Below are 14,812 nucleotides of genomic sequence, written 5' to 3'. Positions count from 1 at the left end.
TGATTCGAGGTCGGACCATTTTCGCCGCACCTTCACAGAGCTATTATGATTCAAGTTTTGTACATCAGTTCGGCCATCGAGCCCTTTTCGACCAAAGAGCTGTTGGGCTTGTTGGAGGTTTGCCGGGAGAGTAACGCCGGCATCGGCGTCACCGGCATGCTGCTCTACGGTAACGGGACCTTCTTGCAGGTGTTGGAGGGCGAGGAAAAGGTCATCGACGGCCTGCTCGACCGGATCCGTCACGACCCGCGCCACACCGATTTCCATATCCTGCACCGGCATCCCATCGAGCGGCGTCAATACTCGGACTGGAGCATGGGTTTCAAGCGCCTCTCCGACCGGGAACTCCAGGACATCGAGGGCTTACGGGATTTCACCGAGAAGGATTTCACTCCGGAACGCCTACTTGCGCACAACACCATCGTGCAAAGCCTGATGCATCACTTCCGCAAGGAACGGCTCAAGAGCATCGGTCAGAGTGAGCTCGGGGTCGACGAGGAAGACCGGATGATCAATGTCCTGCATCGCATCATTCGGGGTGCGGTACGGGTGTTGGCGGTATTGATGGTCGTCACCATCCTATGGGGTGTCGTCGACGTGGCGATGGTCCTCTACACCCAGGTCTTCCGGCCCTCGTTCGAGGACTTCCAGACGCGTGATATTGTCGTTGCCTTCGGTGCCTTTCTGGCGGTACTGATAGCCATCGAGATCTTCATGAACATCACCCTCTATCTGCGTGATGACGTGGTGCATGTCAAACTCGTGATCGCCACCGCACTGATGGCCATCGCGCGGAAGGTCATTGTCTTCGACTTCCATAAGATCGAGCCCATGTATGTCCTGGCCACCGCGGCGGTGGTCCTGGCGCTGGGGATTGTCTATTGGCTGATGGATGCAAAGATGGCGTGGGGCGCGGACCAGCAGCGGCGCTGAGCGAACGGCAAGCCCGCGGTTATCAACTGACTGAAAGGGGAAACGTACTGATGGCTTTCATTGGCAACCTGTTGTGGTTTGTGTTGGGTGGAGGCATCGTCGCCTGGCTCTTTTGGGTCTTGTTCGGATTGGTCATGGCCGTCACTATCATCGGCATACCCTTTGCCCTGGCGGCATTCAGGATCGCCGGATTCGCGGCATTTCCGTTCGGCAGAGAGCTCATCGACGGCCGGCTCGTCGGTGAGCCGCGCATCATCGGCACCGGGATCGCCAATTTCCTGTGGATCATTTTGGCAGGGCTGTGGCTGGCCATTGCCCATGCGCTCTTGGGAATCTCGCTGTGCATCACCATCATCGGCATCCCCTTCGGGCTCGCGCATTTCAAACTGGCGCAGGTGTCCTTCGCTCCGCTGGGCAAGCAACCGGTGAGCCATGAACTCGCCGCGATGGCACGTGACCGGGCCGCGGGCGCAGAGCTTGACCGCAGACTGCTGAGGTAATCAAGAGGACGAGGGGAAAGACAAGAGGGTCCGTGCATGAATATCACATACCTGGATGACGCCAAGCTCACGGTTGAGGCCGCCATCGAACTCTATCGGCGCTCGACGCTCGGGGAGCGACGGCCCCTTGACCGGCCAGACATTTTTGCGGGCATGATCAAGAACGCCAGTCTCACGATGACGGCCTGGGATGGCGAGCGCCTGGTGGGTATCGCACGCACGCTCACTGACTTTACCTATGTTGCTTACCTCGCGGACCTCGCTGTCGATCGCGACTATCAGCAACGGGGTATCGGCAAACAACTCATCCAGGAAACCAGACAACGACTGGGGGGTGAGTGCATGATCGTGCTCTTGGCCGCACCGAAGGCACAGGACTATTACCCCAAGCTCGGTTTTGAACCCAACCCGCGCGGCTGGATGCTCAAGGATAGTTAACATCATGAATATTTTGACGACGCACGACCTGATTGAGCCAATCCTGTTGGCATGGCAGGACCGGATTGGCGAGGACTATGCGGGTTACCGCGGACACGTTTACCGGATGTTCAACTTTTGCCTGGCGCTACGCCCTTGCACCGAAGAAGAGCAGACGAAACTGGCGATTGCGGCCTGTTTCCATGACATTGGGCTTTGGTCGGACCATACGGTCGATTACATCCCACCCTCGATCGCCCAGGCAAACCAATATCTTTCCAGTCACGGGCTGCAATCTTGGTCCGAGGAAATTGGCCTGATGATTGAACTGCACCATAAGGTCCGCTCAGTTAAAGACCATCGCTACCCGTTAGTCGAGCTGTTCCGGAAAGGCGACTTGGTGGATTTTTCCCTTGGCGTATTCACCTGCGGCATCCCACGCGCGTACATCAGGCAGGTGAAGGCGGCGCTACCCAACCATGGCTTTCACAAATTTCTGATGAAAGGCGCGAGAGAGTGGTTTTCCGCGCATCCGTTCAGTGCGCCTCCGTTCATGAGGTGGTAGACCATGCACCGCCGCAAACTGCCTATCGGGATTCAGACCTTCGCCAAGATCCGCGGGGACGACCACTACTACGTGGACAAGACCGGCTTCATCCGGCAATTGATCGACGAGGGTAGCCACTATTTCCTGTCGCGCCCGCGCCGCTTTGGCAAGTCGCTGCTGCTCGACACCCTTGGGGAACTCTTCGCCGGCAACGAATCACTGTTTCTGGGACTGGTAATTCACCCCGAATGGGACTGGACCATCCGCTACCCAGTGATTCGCCTGAGCTTCGGCGGCGGGGTTTTACATGAACGGGGCGAGCTCACGCGACGCATCATCGACCTGCTTCACCGCAATCAGCGCGCGCTCGGCATCACCTGCCGCGACACCGATGATATCGCCGGCTGTTTCGGCGATCTGATCGAGCTGGCCCATGCCGCTACCGGCCAACGGGTAGTGGTGCTGGTGGACGAATACGATAAGCCGATCCTCGACAACCTCACCGACCCCGACGCCGCCCGCGCCATGCGCGATGGACTACGCAACCTCTATTCGGTCATCAAGGACCAGGACGCGCACATCCGCTTCGTCTTTCTGACCGGGGTGAGCAAATTCAGCAAGGTCAGCATCTTTTCCGGGCTCAACAACCTGCGTGATATTACGGTATCCGCGGACTATTCCGCCCTGTGCGGCTATACTGAGCAGGATGTGGACACGGTATTCGCACCCGAGCTCGCCGGACTGGACCGGGACATGATCCGCCGCTGGTACAATGGCTACAACTGGACCGGTGAGGCGGTCTACAATCCATTCGACCTGCTGCTGCTCTTTCAGGAGCGCGAATTCCGCACCTGGTGGTTCGAGACCGGCACCCCGACCTTCCTGGTAGACCTGCTCACCGAGCGCGGCTTTTTCACCCCGACACTCGCCCGGCTGCGCGCCGACGAGGCGCTGCTGTCGGCCTTCGATGTGGACCACCTGGGCACTGAGGCCCTGCTGTGGCAGACCGGTTATCTCACCTTCACCGGCTCCCGGCGGATCGGTGCGCGGCTCGAATATACCCTGGGTTATCCCAACCTGGAGGTGGAGATGGCGCTGAATGACAGCCTGGCCAAGTCCCTGATCGGGCAGCCGGGGCGCGCCAGTGAGCTGGCCAGCCGACTCTATGACGTACTGGTGGCGGGTGACTTCGCAGCGCTGCGCGCCCATCTCGACAGCCTCTTCGCGGGCATTCCGTATCAGTGGTACACCGGCAATCCGATCGCCCACTACGAGGGCTACTACGCCAGCGTCTTCTACAGCCATTTGGCCGCCCTGGGGCTCGACCTGACGGCGGAGGATGCGACCAGTCTGGGCCGCATCGATCTCACGCTCAAGTTCAATGACCGGATCTGGCTATTTGAGTTCAAAGTGGTGGAATTAGAACCCGCGGGGAGGGCCTTGCAGCAGATCAAGGACCGGGGTTATGCCGACAAATACCGAGCGGCGGGTCAGCCGATGCATCTGATCGGGATCGAATTCAGTCGGGAGCAACGCGCCTTGGTGGGACTCGAGGTGGAAACTCAGTGAGGACGCTTCACCTGCTCGTGCTTACTGTGCTGCTCGGCACCGTCCCAACCCACGCGGCGACCCCGACCGTGCCCCCAAGTGAGTTGCCCAGCCCGGCGCCGCGCACCCAGATTGCCGCCCTCGGGCGTGTGGAGCCCATCTCGGAGGAAATCCGCATCGCTGCGGCCATGACCGGCCGGCTCGCGGACGTGATGTTGGATGAAGGTCAACCGGTCAAGAAGGGCCAGGTCGTCGCGACCCTGGAGAACGCAGATCACTTGGCACGGGTCCAGGCGGCGGAGGCCGCGGTGGGGATCGCGCGGGCCTCCCTGGACCGGGTGATCAACGGGGCGCGTCCGTCGGAACGGGAGGAGACGGCCGCCGCGGTCACCGAGGCCCAAGCGGTCCTGGCCCGCACCGAGCGCGAACTCGCCCGTCAACAGGGGCTGGCCGAGAAACACCTGGGCAGCGGCCAGGACCTGGACAACGCCCGCAGCGCGCTGGAGGTGGCCCACGCCCAACTCGCGCGGCTGCGCGCCCACCTGGCCGTGGTGGACAGCCCGGCGCGAGCGGACGAGCAGGCCAAGGCAGAGGCCGAACTGGCGCAGGCACAGGCGCAACTCGCCTTGGCGCGGGCAATCTATGAAAAGTCATTCATCCGCAGCCCCATCGACGGGGTGGTCCTGCGCCGCTTCCGGCGCGCCGGTGAGCAGGTCACCGAGATGGGCGACACCCCAATCATGGCCGTGGGCGACATCGCGCACCTGCGGGTCCGCGCCGAGGTGGACGAGGCCGATATCGCGCTGCTGCGCCTCGGCCAGGACGCCACTATCCAGGCCGACGCCTATGGGGAGCGCCGCATTCCAGGGAAAGTGGGACGCATCGGCAACCTGATGGGACGCAAACAGATCACCTCGGACGATCCGGCCGAACGCAAGGACAACCGCGTTTTGGAGGTCCTGATCGACTTGGCGCCGGGCGTCGATATCCCGGTTGGTTTGCGGGTGAACACCACGATCGCGATCCCCTCACCATGACGGGCGGCCGCTCGCATTGGGGCGCCGGGATGGCCGGGCTGCTCGCCTGGCGCAACCTCGCCCATGACCGCTCGCGCTTTGTCGTCACCCTGGTGGGGATCATCTTCGCGGTGGTATTGATCGCCATGCAGATGGGGCTCTTCCTGGGCTTCTCAGACAGCACCACCACCATCATCAACCACACGAGGGCGGACTTCTGGATTGTCGGCAAGGGTTCCCAGAACTTCGAGGTCACCCTGCCCATCAGCGAGCGCGAGCTCTACCTCGCGCGCTCCGTTCCGGGGGTCGCCCAGGCCGAGGCACTGCTGGTCCAGTTCATGTTGTGGAAGAAGCCCGACGGGGGCAACGAGAGCATCATCTTACTCGGCTCGGACCTCAACACTGGTCTCGCCGGCCCCTGGCATATCGTCGAGGGCCGGCTCGAGGACTTGCGGCGCCCGGATGCGGTAATGACCGACCGGGTCTACATGGACAAACTCGGCGTCGGCAGGGTCGGCACCCAGGTTGAGATCAACAATCGGCGCGCCCTGCTGGTCGGGGTCACCCAGGGCATCCGCTCCTTCACGACGTCCCCCTGGGTCTTCGCCTCCTACCGCAGCGCCCAACACCTGAGCGGGTTCGCCGATGACAAGACCAATTATGTCATCGGGCGGCTGCGCCCCGACGCGGACCCGACGCAAGTGCGCGATGCACTGGCCCGCATCCTGCCGCGGACCGACGTCTATCTGAGCGCGGACTTTGCCGCCCGCACCCGCGACTACTGGATGTTCACCACCGGAGCCGGGGCCTCGGTACTGATGTCGGCCGTGCTCGGGCTACTCGTGGGCGTGGTGATCGTCGCCCAAGTGCTCTATGCCACCACCGTCGATCACCTGCCGGAATTCGGTACCCTGCGCGCCATGGGCGCACCGCGCGCCTTCATCTACAAGGTGATCCTCAGTCAGGCGGTGATCAGCGCCACGCTGGGTGGGCTGCCCGGCATCGCCGTCTCACTCATGATCGCCAAGGGCAGCGAGTTCAGCGCCGCCGCCATCCTGGTCCCGCCGCGGTGGACCGTCGTGCTCTATGTCATCACGCTCGTGATGTGCATCCTGGCCTCGGTTGCCTCCATTCGCAAGGCCATGAGCATCGACCCGGCGATGGTCTTTCAGCGATGAGCGCGCCGGCCTTGGAGACCCGCGGTCTGTCCATGGTCTACGGCACCGGCGACACCGCCGTGCGCGCCCTTGACGCCGTGGACTTCCAGGCCAGCGCCGGGGAGATCCTGGCGCTGATGGGGCCGTCGGGCAGCGGCAAGACCACGCTGCTGATGCTCTTGGGCTGCCTGCTGCATCCCACCGCGGGCGCGGTGTGGGTGGAAGGGCAGCCGCTCGCCGGGTTGTCCAACCATGAACTGGCGCAGCTGCGCCTGCGGCGAATGGGGTTCATCTTCCAGAGCTACAACCTGTTTCCGGCGCTCACCGCGGCGGAGAACATCCAGGTTGCGCTGGAACTCAAGGGCCGGGACCTGGGCGAGGCGGCCGAACTCCTGGATCGCGTCGGCCTGCGCGGGCGGCTACGCAACTACCCCCGCCAACTGTCCGGCGGTGAAAAGCAGCGCGTCGCCATCGCCCGCGCACTGGCCGGCGACCCGCCCATCCTGCTGGCCGACGAACCTACGGCCGCCCTGGACTCAGTCACCGGCCGCACCGTGGTCAAGCTGCTGGCCGACTTGGCCCACGAACAGGGTCGGGCGGTGGTGGTCGTGACCCATGACCCGCGGGTCGGCGAACTGGCGGACCGCGTGGTGCGCATTGAGGATGGGCGGATCGGCCTCTGAGCACGGCTCAGCGCCGACGCCCCTCGGTCGCCTCTCGTGACACCGCAGCCTCTCGTGACGCCGCTCGAGCGGTGTCACGCGTGTGTTGGGCGCTTCGCGCCCCGAGCGTTTGGCAGCGCCGTGGCGCCAGGGGCTCCGGCACCGGGGCGGGAACTCCCGGCGCGGAGCGCCTGACACATGGGTGACACCGCAAAGCGGTGTCACCAGAAAGTTTGAGGGATGCGTAAAGCCCCGAAGGGGCGTGACATACCAGCCCAGGGCAACGCCCTGGGACAGCCCGCATCACCCGCTCAGCCCTGAAAGGGCGTGACATAGGAGTACGGCGCGCCACGGACTCCCAGCCGGCGAGTCCGTCCGACAAGCCGATCTGGGGCGCCAGCCTTTCAAGCGCTTGCAGTGCTTCGGCCAGACCGTGGGACCGGGCCTGCCGGTAGGCCAAGGTCCAGGTCTTGAGCGCCTCCTGCGGTTCGCCCTTTTCCCATTGCACGAGGCCGATGTTGGTCCGGGTCATACACTGACCGGCGGCGTAGCCGATCTCTTGATAGATGGCGAGTGAGCGTCTTAGCAAGTCGAATGCCTGGTCCGAGTCACCCCGGTCCTGATGGATAGTCGCGATGTTGCAGAGCGTAACACCCTCACCAGTGCGGATCGGAAGCGACCGTTTGAGGTACTCAAGCGCCTGCTCAAGGTCGCCCCGGAAATCATGGATCTGCGAGATACTGTTGAGCGTTGTGGCCTCGCCCGCGCGGTCGCCGATCTCCTGCTGGATGGCAAGCGCGCATTGGAGAAGGTCGAGCGCCCGGTTCAGCTCGCCGCGGACCAGATGGATCTGCGAGAGGCTGTTGAGCGTCACGCCCTCGCCCGCGCAATCACCGATCTCCTGCCGGATGGCGAACGCGTCTTGCAGATAGCCGAACGCGATCTGGTAGTCGCCGAGATCGAGATATTGATTGCCAGTCTGACCCAGCGCCTTGGCCCGGGTCTTGGGCTCGACCGACTCGCAGACCGACGGCAGCCAATCCTTGAGCATGCCGCATAGAGCCCGGCCCGGTTCATCGGCCCGACGACCCGATCAAGCACCCACCGGTCCGCCTCATCCCGACGGCCGGCGGCCCGCAGCGCCTCATGGACCGCGACCGCCTGATCGAAGGTCTGCCGGGCAGTGCGGAACAGATAAAGCTGAAAGTCCGCCGCCACCCCAAGCCAGTTCGCCTCCAACCCGCCGCCGGGCTGCCGCGCAAGCCAATCGGCGACCGTCGCCGGGCACTGGTATTCCCGGGCCAGCAAGTCCGGCGCCTCCCGCTGCTCGATGAGCGAGACCGCCAGCAGTCCGTCCAAGAGCCGACGCGGCTCGGGCAGGTCAAGCCCGAGCTTGACGATGCCCTCGATCGGGACCGGGGTGCGGTAGGCCGACAGCCGGCGTAGCAGGGCGCGCTCGGCGTCCGTGCGGTGGGCGATGACCAGGTCCAGTGCCATGTCGGTCTGAAGTTCGGCGCCAGCGGCGGCCAACTGCTCCACGAAGCGGGTCGGCCGTCTCGATGACGATGGGCAGCACGGCCAGACCGGCGGCGTGCAGTGCGTCATTGAGCGACCGGTCCAACGCGTCGGGGTCGCCGGCGGCCCGCCACAGTGACTCGCCGATCCGGCGCAGGCGCTCATCGTCGACCAGCTCACGGTGGACGTAACTCAGGGCCAGGTCGGAGGCGAGGGGCTTCAGCTCCGGATGGGTTTGTCGCAGATTCGCCGGCGGGCGGATGACGAACGCATCCCTGGCAACCTGAGTCGGCATGGGTCAGCGCTGCGTCGAGTCGTCCTGGGGATAGGTCGGCACAATGCCCGGAAGCTCCCAGCGCTCGGCGCCGCTTTCGGAGCCGGCACCACGGTGCACGACAACGACCCGCTGCCGGTAAGGCGCCAGGTCCATCTTGCACTGGGCGCCGCAATAGGGGCACTCGACGATGATCACGGGCTCGCCTTCCAGGTCGATCACCTGGCCGAAGCAGCGCTCGCACTTACAGCATTGGAATTCGGGTCTGGTGGTCGGCAACGATCCTTGCCTTCTCGCCGGCCACCAACCGCAACACGGTCACATACAGCCCGGGCACTGCCAGTTCCACTGTGATCAACTGCCGTGCCAGTTCGTCCAGGCGAGTACTCTGGGCGACCAGGTCATCAATGAGACAGTCACGCAGCAGTTCGTCCTGATGGGACAGGGTCGGGATAGGCCGCTCCGGCGGCGGTGCGTCGTCGGCATTTGGGTCCGAGCTCACGGCGCCGGCGCCCGAGCTCGTCCTTGGTGCAGGTCAAGTTTCCGCACGGCATCCTCCTCGGTAAGTCCAAGTGTCCAGATTACTGAGGTACATGGCGCAACTCAAGCAAGCGAGATTCAAAGCGCCGCGCGCCTGATACAGGCGTGACACCGCGCAGCGATGTCACCAGGAGGATTGAAACGGCTAACCCTCAGGCCCCAGGCTGCGCGGGTCCTGGTGGATGGTGATGTCCGCCCCAGGGAACTCGGAGCGCAGGGCGGCCTCCACCCGATCGCAGATGGCGTGGGCTTCAAGGAGGGGCAGGTTGTCGTCCAGTTCCAGGTGCATTTGCATCACCGGGGTGTGCCCGGAGCGGCGCGTGCGCACCCCATGGACCCCCAGCACCCCCGCCACCGCGGCCGCCACCGTCTGGATCTTCTCCCGATCCTCGGGACTCAATTCGCGATCCATCAGCAGGTCCACCGCCTCGCGGGCGATCTGCACGGCGCTGTAGAGGATAAAGACGGCGATGCCCAGCGCAAAGATCGGGTCCAACCCCGGAAAACCGAAAAAGGCACCCGCCAGCGCGATGAGGGTCGCCGAGTTGGTGGCCAGGTCGGTGGCATAGTGCAGCGCATCGGCGCGGATCGCGGTGGAGTCGGTCTCGCGGATGACGCGCCGCTGGAAGGCCAGCAGGATCAGGGTCGCGCCGATGGCGAAGAGCATGACCCCGACCCCGACCCCGAGTTGGGCCAACGGCTGCGGATGGATCAGGCGATCCACCGCCTCCAGGGCCAGAAACACCGCGGAGCCGGCAATGAAGGCGGCCTGCGCCAACCCGGCCAGGGACTCGGCCTTGCCGTGCCCAAACCGATGGTCTTCATCCGCGGGCTGGAGTGACCAGCGCACCGCCAGCAGGTTCACGAGCGAGGCCCCCACGTCCATCAGCGAGTCCACCAGGCTCGCCAACACGCTGACCGACCCGGTCACCAGCCAGGCACCCAGCTTGACCAGGATCAACAGGGTGGCGGTCGCCACCGAGGCATAGGTGGCGAGCCGCAACAGGCGGGCCTTGTCATTGGTCATCGTCATAGCGGGCAGGCCTCAAGCACGGTACAGATCAGGTCGTGGGGGCAACCCCAGCGCCCAGGCCGCTGCGACGGCGGCCAGATGACCCTGCACCTGCCCATGGACAGCGGACGGGTCCCCGGCGGTCATTGCCACTCGCGAGAGTGGCAGCAGCGCCTCCCGCGTCTCGCCGGTGGCCAGGCAGATGCAACCATCGTGCTCCACCACCGCCCGCCCGCCCTCGGCCAGCGCGGCCGTGACGATCGGGTGCCCGGGGTCGCGCGCAAACCAGACGACGGCACCCCGGCAACGCGGCGCCATCTCCGCCACCAGCGGGTCTTCGGCATTGAGCACGGCAGCCCCGTCAGGCGTCACCGCCTCGACCACACAACGCTTGACCCGCACCAGTTCATCCACCGACTCACCGCCCGGTGCAACCGGCTCGGCCACGACCCCCACCTGGGTCACCACGCCGACCAGGCAGCGGTCGAAACCCAGCCCTTCGCTACGGATGCCCTCCCCCGCCACCTCCAGCACCACGGCCGCCATCCGCGGGTGCAGCAGCAGCGCCCGGGCGCCCTCGGGACCGGTACTGTCATGGGAGCTTAGCGCGCGCTCGCCGGTGTGCAAACCGTCGGCGTCGGCCAGGCCCACCAGGTCGCCGCGGGCACGCATCAACCGGGCGATGAGCCGGGCCACGCCCGTCGCGCCGCCGACCCCGGTCACCGCCACCACCGGGATGCGCCCGTCTTCGCCGGCGGGGAACAACAAGTCGACGATCGCCTCACCGACCGGGCGCGGCGAACCGGCCGAGGGCTCCAGGTGCATTCGCAACCCCGGCCCGGCGTTGACCTCCACGATGGCGCCGCCCTGCTCCTCCAAGGGCCGACCGATATCCTGCGCCAGGACGTCGACCCCGGCGATGTCGAGACCGACCACCTGGGCCGCCTCCACGGCGCGCGCGGCAACGTCCGGGTGTACCAGGTCGGTCACGTCGGCGGCGGTCCCGCCGGTGCTGAGATTGGCGTTGTGGCGCAACGGCACCCGCTGGCCAACCGCTGGCACCGACTCGGTCGTCAGCCCTTGATCGGTGAGGATCGCCAGTGCGGTCTGGTCCAGTTCGATCAGGCTCAGCACCGTAGAATGGCCGGCGCTGCGGCGCGGGTCCCGGTTGACCTCGGCCACCAGCTGGCGGACGCAGGACTGGCCATCCCCAATGACCTGGGCCGGCTCACGCCGGGCGGCCGCCACCAACCGCTCGCCGACCACCAGCAGGCGATAGTCGGACCCCGTGATGAAGCGCTCACACAGGACGTCCGGCCCCTCCTTGCAGGCGGCGGCAAAGGCCTGCTCGACCTGCCCCGGCGTATCCAGATGGGTGGTCACACCACGACCATGGTTGCCGTAGCGTGGCTTGACGACCACCGGCGCGCCCAATTCCTGGGCAAACCGCCAGGCCTCCTCCGCGCTCGTGACCGGCCGCCCCACCGGCACCGGCACCCCCGCGGCGGCCAGCAGCATGCGCGTCAAGTCCTTGTCCTGGGCGATCGACTCGGCGATGGCGCTGGTACGGTCGGTCTCGGCGGTCCAGACCCGCCGCTGCCGCCGGCCCCACCCCAGTTGCAACAGGTTTTCGCTACCCAAACGCCGCACCGGGATACCCCGCGCCTTGCCCGCCACCGCGATGGCATGGGTGCTGGGACCCAGGCGCACCTCGTGGCACAGGTCGCGCAGGCGTGTCAACTCGGCCGCCACCTCGCACGGCCGGTCATGGATGGCGGCGAGCAGGAGCGAACGGGCCGTCTCCACCGCGGCACAGCCCAGGGCCTCCTCCTCGTATTCGATGGCGACCCGGTAAACCCCGTCCTCCTCGGTCTCCCGGGCACGCCCATACCCCACCGGGGTGCCGGCCAGCGTCTGGAGCTCCAAGGTGACGTGCTCCAGGATATGGGCCAGGTAGGTGCCGCGGTCCAGCCGCTGGAAGAAGCCACCGCGCACACCCGGGCTGCACTCGTGCTCGACCAGTGACGGCAACCAGGACTTGAGCCGGTCATTGAAGCCGGGGATCTCCTCGGAGGAGCGGTCTTTGATCTCCCCCAGGTCCAATAACAGCTCGATCACCGGAAAATGCGCCCAGATATTGGGTCCACGCAGGACCCGCAGGCGGCGGATATGAAGCAATTTGACCCCCTGCGCCGGCGCACAGCTCGGCTGGGCATGAAGATGGGCGCCCGCTCCCCGCCGGGTCGCAAGCACCGCCTAAGAAAAAAAGGCCGTTTGGTCCGCGCAGCGGACCCTACGCACGGGAAGCCGCCGCGTAGGGTCCGCTGCGCGGACCATCCCCCCTTAAGCCAGCGGCGCCGCCGGCTCGGGGAGCACCGCGATCACCGGGAGGTCCAGCGGCAGCCCCTGGTATGCCTCACTCTCCGCCAAGCGGGCACGGACATAGTCGACGGTCTCGTCGATCACGTCGGCCTGGATCAGGATCAGGTCGCCCACCTGGGCCAGCCACAGGGCCGCCTCCACCGCGTGCTGCCAGCCTTGGATCGTCTGGACCTCCTGGACCCGGTCGCCGCGGGTCAGCCCCTGCGCGAACAGTGACATGATCTCACCCGGCTGGCGCCCGCGGGTATAGTGGTCCTCGTAGAGGATCACGCGATCGAAGGCGTGGCCCAGGATCTCACCTTGGCGGATCAGGTCGGCGTCGCGCCGATCCCCCGCCGCCGAATAGACCGCCAAGCGCCGCCCGTGTGGGAAGGCCGCCAGGGCCTCGATCATCGCCAGCAGGGCCGACGGATTGTGGCCATAGTCGAAGACCACGGTGGCGCCGTTGATGGAAAGCACGTTGAACCGCCCCGGGCTCTTGTCCAGGTCGGCGCCGAAGGTCTCCAACGCGGCGCCCAGGGTCGCCAGCGGAAGGCCCAGTGCCCATAGCGCACCGGCGCCGGCCAGGCAGTTCTCGACCTGAAAACCGATCCGTCCACCGCCGGTCAGGGGAATCTGCTTCAGCGACAGCAGGACCGACTCGGTCTCACCCTCGGCCAGGATCAGGTCCTGCCCCCGCACGAAGGCCACCCGCCCGCCCTCGCGGCGCTGCCGCAGGATCACCGGATGGTTGCCGTCGCGACCGAAAAACAGCACCTTGCCCTTGCAGTAACGGGCCATCCCGGCCACCAGTGGGTCTGCGGCATTGAGCACAGCGGTGCCCCGGGGGGCGACCCCGCGCACCACCGCCTGTTTGACCTCGGCCAAACCCGCCACGGTGTCGACCCACCCCAGCCCCAGGTGATCACCCTCGCCGATATTGGTGACGACCGCCACGTCACAGGCATCGAAGCCCAGGCCCTCGCGCAGGATGCCACCGCGAGCGGTCTCCAGCACGGCGTCCTCCACCTGCGGATTGAGCAGCACCATCCGCGCGCTCTGGGGCCCGGCGCAATCGTCCCGGTCGATCCGCCGGTCGGCCAGATAGATGCCGTCGGTGCAGGTCATGCCGACAAAGCGCCCGGAGACTGCGAGCCCGTGGGCAATCAAGCGCGTCACCGTGGTCTTGCCGTTGGTCCCAGAGACGGCCGCGATCGGGATACGACCGGTCTCCCCGGGCCGGTAGAGGGTGTCGAGGAAGGCGTCGGCGATGGGGCCAGCGCCCGCCGTCGTCAGATAAAGGTCGAGCGGCGGGGCCGCGATGACCTCGCTGATCAGTCCCCCCTGCGACTCCAGTGAGCGGGCGATGTCCGCCGTCACCACGCGCACCTCCGCGGCCTCCAGCCCCAAGACCTGGGCGGCATCCAGCGCGCGGGCGCGCACCGCCCCGCAGATCAGGCCGCTCACGTCTGTCACCACCGGGCCGGCACCGTTGCCGCCGGGGCCCGGCTGCCACCAGAGTGCCGCCAGGACCCGTCGCCCGGCGACCAGGATCCGATAGTGGGCGCCGGTCACCGGCTGCGGCGCACAGTTGAGGCCCACGCAGGCCAACAGGTCGCTGAGCAGTTCGCGCTCCGCCGCCGCCCGCTCAGCAACCGGTGCAGCAAGGGCAACACCAGTACCCAACAGGCGTCGCTGCTGGGCGCCGTAGCCGAGCAGCAGCACCTCGCCGGGGAGTCGCCGGACCGGGATATCACGGGCGCGTGCCGCCGCCAGCAGCGCGGCGCAGGTCGGCGTCGGCCCGGCCTCCCGGGCCGCTGCGCGCAAGCCGTCGAGATAAGCCGGCAATGCGCAGTCAGTCTCGGCCAGCAGGGCGCGCACGATCGCCAGGGCGGTCTCGGCGCAGGCGCCCGGCGGGACGCCCTCGACCAGTCGGAAGGCGAGCCGGTACACACCCGGCTCGGAGGTCCGGCGCACCCGGCTGAACGTCGGCCGCCCGGCGATCCGCGCGGACAGCTCCAGCATGATCCCAAGCAGCACTTGGGCGAGCCAGCGCGCGTGCCGCCGCCCATGCCAGGCGTGGTCCGGGTCCGCCGGGGGTCGGCGCGGCAGTTCCATACCCGGCAGGCAGGCGGCCAAACGCGCCCGCAGCCGGCCAGCTGACATCAGCCATTCGCCGGGTGGATGGTCGGAGAGATCGAACCAGACCTCGACCACGGGAAAATCGGCCCAAGGGTTGGGGCCGAGCAACGCACGCACTCTGCGGATATCCACGGGTGTGATCCGAAATCAATGGCGAACGGGCATTCTTGTCCGGGCGACGGGCCGGC

The 14,812-nt window shown here is 66.3% G+C and carries 15 protein-coding genes; 8 read left to right on the top strand and 7 right to left on the bottom strand.

Features of this window, described 5'->3' with window-relative positions; genetic code table 11:
- Positions 1-45 precede the first annotated feature (45 nt).
- The 8 genes from QZY44_RS32465 to QZY44_RS32430 are packed head-to-tail and all read left to right on the top strand — an operon-like array spanning position 46 to position 6,801.
- Entirely contained in the window at positions 46-933 is an 888-nt protein-coding gene (locus tag QZY44_RS32465) for a phosphate-starvation-inducible PsiE family protein (RefSeq protein ID WP_295457426.1), read from the top strand.
- On the top strand, positions 906-1,433 hold the full coding sequence (locus QZY44_RS32460) for a YccF domain-containing protein (RefSeq protein WP_295457423.1): 528 nt from the start codon (positions 906-908) through the stop codon (positions 1,431-1,433). Before QZY44_RS32465 ends, QZY44_RS32460 begins: the two co-directional genes overlap by 28 nt.
- 36 nt (positions 1,434-1,469) lie before the next feature.
- The gene (locus tag QZY44_RS32455) at positions 1,470-1,871 is read left to right on the top strand and encodes a GNAT family N-acetyltransferase (protein WP_295457420.1); all 402 of its coding nucleotides are present in this window, start codon (positions 1,470-1,472) and stop codon (positions 1,869-1,871) included.
- A gap of 4 nt (positions 1,872-1,875) precedes the next feature.
- Entirely contained in the window at positions 1,876-2,415 is a 540-nt protein-coding gene (locus QZY44_RS32450) for a hypothetical protein (RefSeq protein ID WP_295457417.1), read from the top strand.
- Positions 2,416-2,418: 3 nt separating this feature from the next.
- Positions 2,419-3,966, top strand: coding sequence for an ATP-binding protein (locus QZY44_RS32445; protein WP_295457413.1), 1,548 nt, complete (start codon positions 2,419-2,421; stop codon positions 3,964-3,966).
- The gene (locus QZY44_RS32440; RefSeq protein ID WP_295457410.1) at positions 3,963-4,982 is read left to right on the top strand and encodes an efflux RND transporter periplasmic adaptor subunit; all 1,020 of its coding nucleotides are present in this window, start codon (positions 3,963-3,965) and stop codon (positions 4,980-4,982) included. Before QZY44_RS32445 ends, QZY44_RS32440 begins: the two co-directional genes overlap by 4 nt.
- On the top strand, positions 4,979-6,139 hold the full coding sequence (locus QZY44_RS32435; RefSeq protein ID WP_295457407.1) for an ABC transporter permease: 1,161 nt from the start codon (positions 4,979-4,981) through the stop codon (positions 6,137-6,139). The genes QZY44_RS32440 and QZY44_RS32435 overlap by 4 nt, the downstream gene beginning before the upstream one ends.
- Positions 6,136-6,801, top strand: a complete 666-nt coding sequence (locus QZY44_RS32430) for an ABC transporter ATP-binding protein (protein ID WP_295457403.1) — start codon at positions 6,136-6,138, stop codon at positions 6,799-6,801. Before QZY44_RS32435 ends, QZY44_RS32430 begins: the two co-directional genes overlap by 4 nt.
- A 7-nt stretch (positions 6,802-6,808) precedes the next feature.
- On the opposite strand, the gene QZY44_RS32425 is transcribed toward QZY44_RS32430, so the two are convergent.
- From QZY44_RS32425 to QZY44_RS32395, 7 genes are all read right to left on the bottom strand, one after another.
- The gene (locus QZY44_RS32425; RefSeq protein ID WP_295457488.1) at positions 6,809-7,723 is read right to left on the bottom strand and encodes a tetratricopeptide repeat protein; all 915 of its coding nucleotides are present in this window, start codon (positions 7,721-7,723) and stop codon (positions 6,809-6,811) included.
- Positions 7,651-8,385: a hypothetical protein gene (locus QZY44_RS32420; protein WP_295457400.1), complete on the bottom strand. Its 735-nt coding sequence runs from the start codon at positions 8,383-8,385 to the stop codon at positions 7,651-7,653. The genes QZY44_RS32425 and QZY44_RS32420 overlap by 73 nt, the downstream gene beginning before the upstream one ends.
- 208 nt (positions 8,386-8,593) lie before the next feature.
- On the bottom strand, positions 8,594-8,848 hold the full coding sequence (locus QZY44_RS32415; RefSeq protein WP_295457396.1) for a hypothetical protein: 255 nt from the start codon (positions 8,846-8,848) through the stop codon (positions 8,594-8,596).
- Positions 8,814-9,071: a hypothetical protein gene (locus tag QZY44_RS32410; RefSeq protein ID WP_295457393.1), complete on the bottom strand. Its 258-nt coding sequence runs from the start codon at positions 9,069-9,071 to the stop codon at positions 8,814-8,816. The genes QZY44_RS32415 and QZY44_RS32410 overlap by 35 nt, the downstream gene beginning before the upstream one ends.
- A 183-nt stretch (positions 9,072-9,254) precedes the next feature.
- Positions 9,255-10,142 (bottom strand): cation diffusion facilitator family transporter, encoded by an 888-nt coding sequence (locus tag QZY44_RS32405; RefSeq protein WP_365305749.1) that lies wholly within the window; start codon positions 10,140-10,142, stop codon positions 9,255-9,257.
- Positions 10,143-10,154: 12 nt separating this feature from the next.
- Positions 10,155-12,299: a cyanophycin synthetase gene (gene cphA, locus QZY44_RS32400; protein ID WP_295457390.1), complete on the bottom strand. Its 2,145-nt coding sequence runs from the start codon at positions 12,297-12,299 to the stop codon at positions 10,155-10,157.
- A 165-nt stretch (positions 12,300-12,464) separates the two neighbouring features.
- Positions 12,465-14,756 carry a Mur ligase family protein gene (locus QZY44_RS32395; protein ID WP_295457387.1) on the bottom strand — a complete coding sequence of 764 codons (2,292 nt, stop codon included), beginning with the start codon at positions 14,754-14,756 and terminating at the stop codon, positions 12,465-12,467.
- Between the last annotated feature and the right edge of the window lie 56 nt (positions 14,757-14,812).

Origin of the sequence: uncultured Thiodictyon sp. (genome assembly GCA_903837595.1) — a bacterium.
GTDB lineage: Bacteria > Pseudomonadota > Gammaproteobacteria > Chromatiales > Chromatiaceae > Thiodictyon.
Note: the sequence above shows the minus strand (reverse complement) of the source record. Positions and strands in the feature narration are given on the sequence as shown.

What these genes read in the sequence shown, in the direction of transcription:
- QZY44_RS32445 (WP_295457413.1), top strand. Translation starts at nt 2,419, where the DNA reads ATGCACCGCCGCAAACTGCCTATCGGGATTCAGACCTTCGCCAAGATC.
- QZY44_RS32405 (WP_365305749.1), bottom strand. Translation starts at nt 10,142, where the DNA reads ATGACGATGACCAATGACAAGGCCCGCCTGTTGCGGCTCGCCACCTAT.
- QZY44_RS32435 (WP_295457407.1), top strand. Translation starts at nt 4,979, where the DNA reads ATGACGGGCGGCCGCTCGCATTGGGGCGCCGGGATGGCCGGGCTGCTC.
- QZY44_RS32455 (WP_295457420.1), top strand. Translation starts at nt 1,470, where the DNA reads ATGAATATCACATACCTGGATGACGCCAAGCTCACGGTTGAGGCCGCC.
- QZY44_RS32430 (WP_295457403.1), top strand. Translation starts at nt 6,136, where the DNA reads ATGAGCGCGCCGGCCTTGGAGACCCGCGGTCTGTCCATGGTCTACGGC.
- QZY44_RS32450 (WP_295457417.1), top strand. Translation starts at nt 1,876, where the DNA reads ATGAATATTTTGACGACGCACGACCTGATTGAGCCAATCCTGTTGGCA.
- QZY44_RS32465 (WP_295457426.1), top strand. Translation starts at nt 46, where the DNA reads ATGATTCAAGTTTTGTACATCAGTTCGGCCATCGAGCCCTTTTCGACC.
- QZY44_RS32420 (WP_295457400.1), bottom strand. Translation starts at nt 8,385, where the DNA reads ATGACGCACTGCACGCCGCCGGTCTGGCCGTGCTGCCCATCGTCATCG.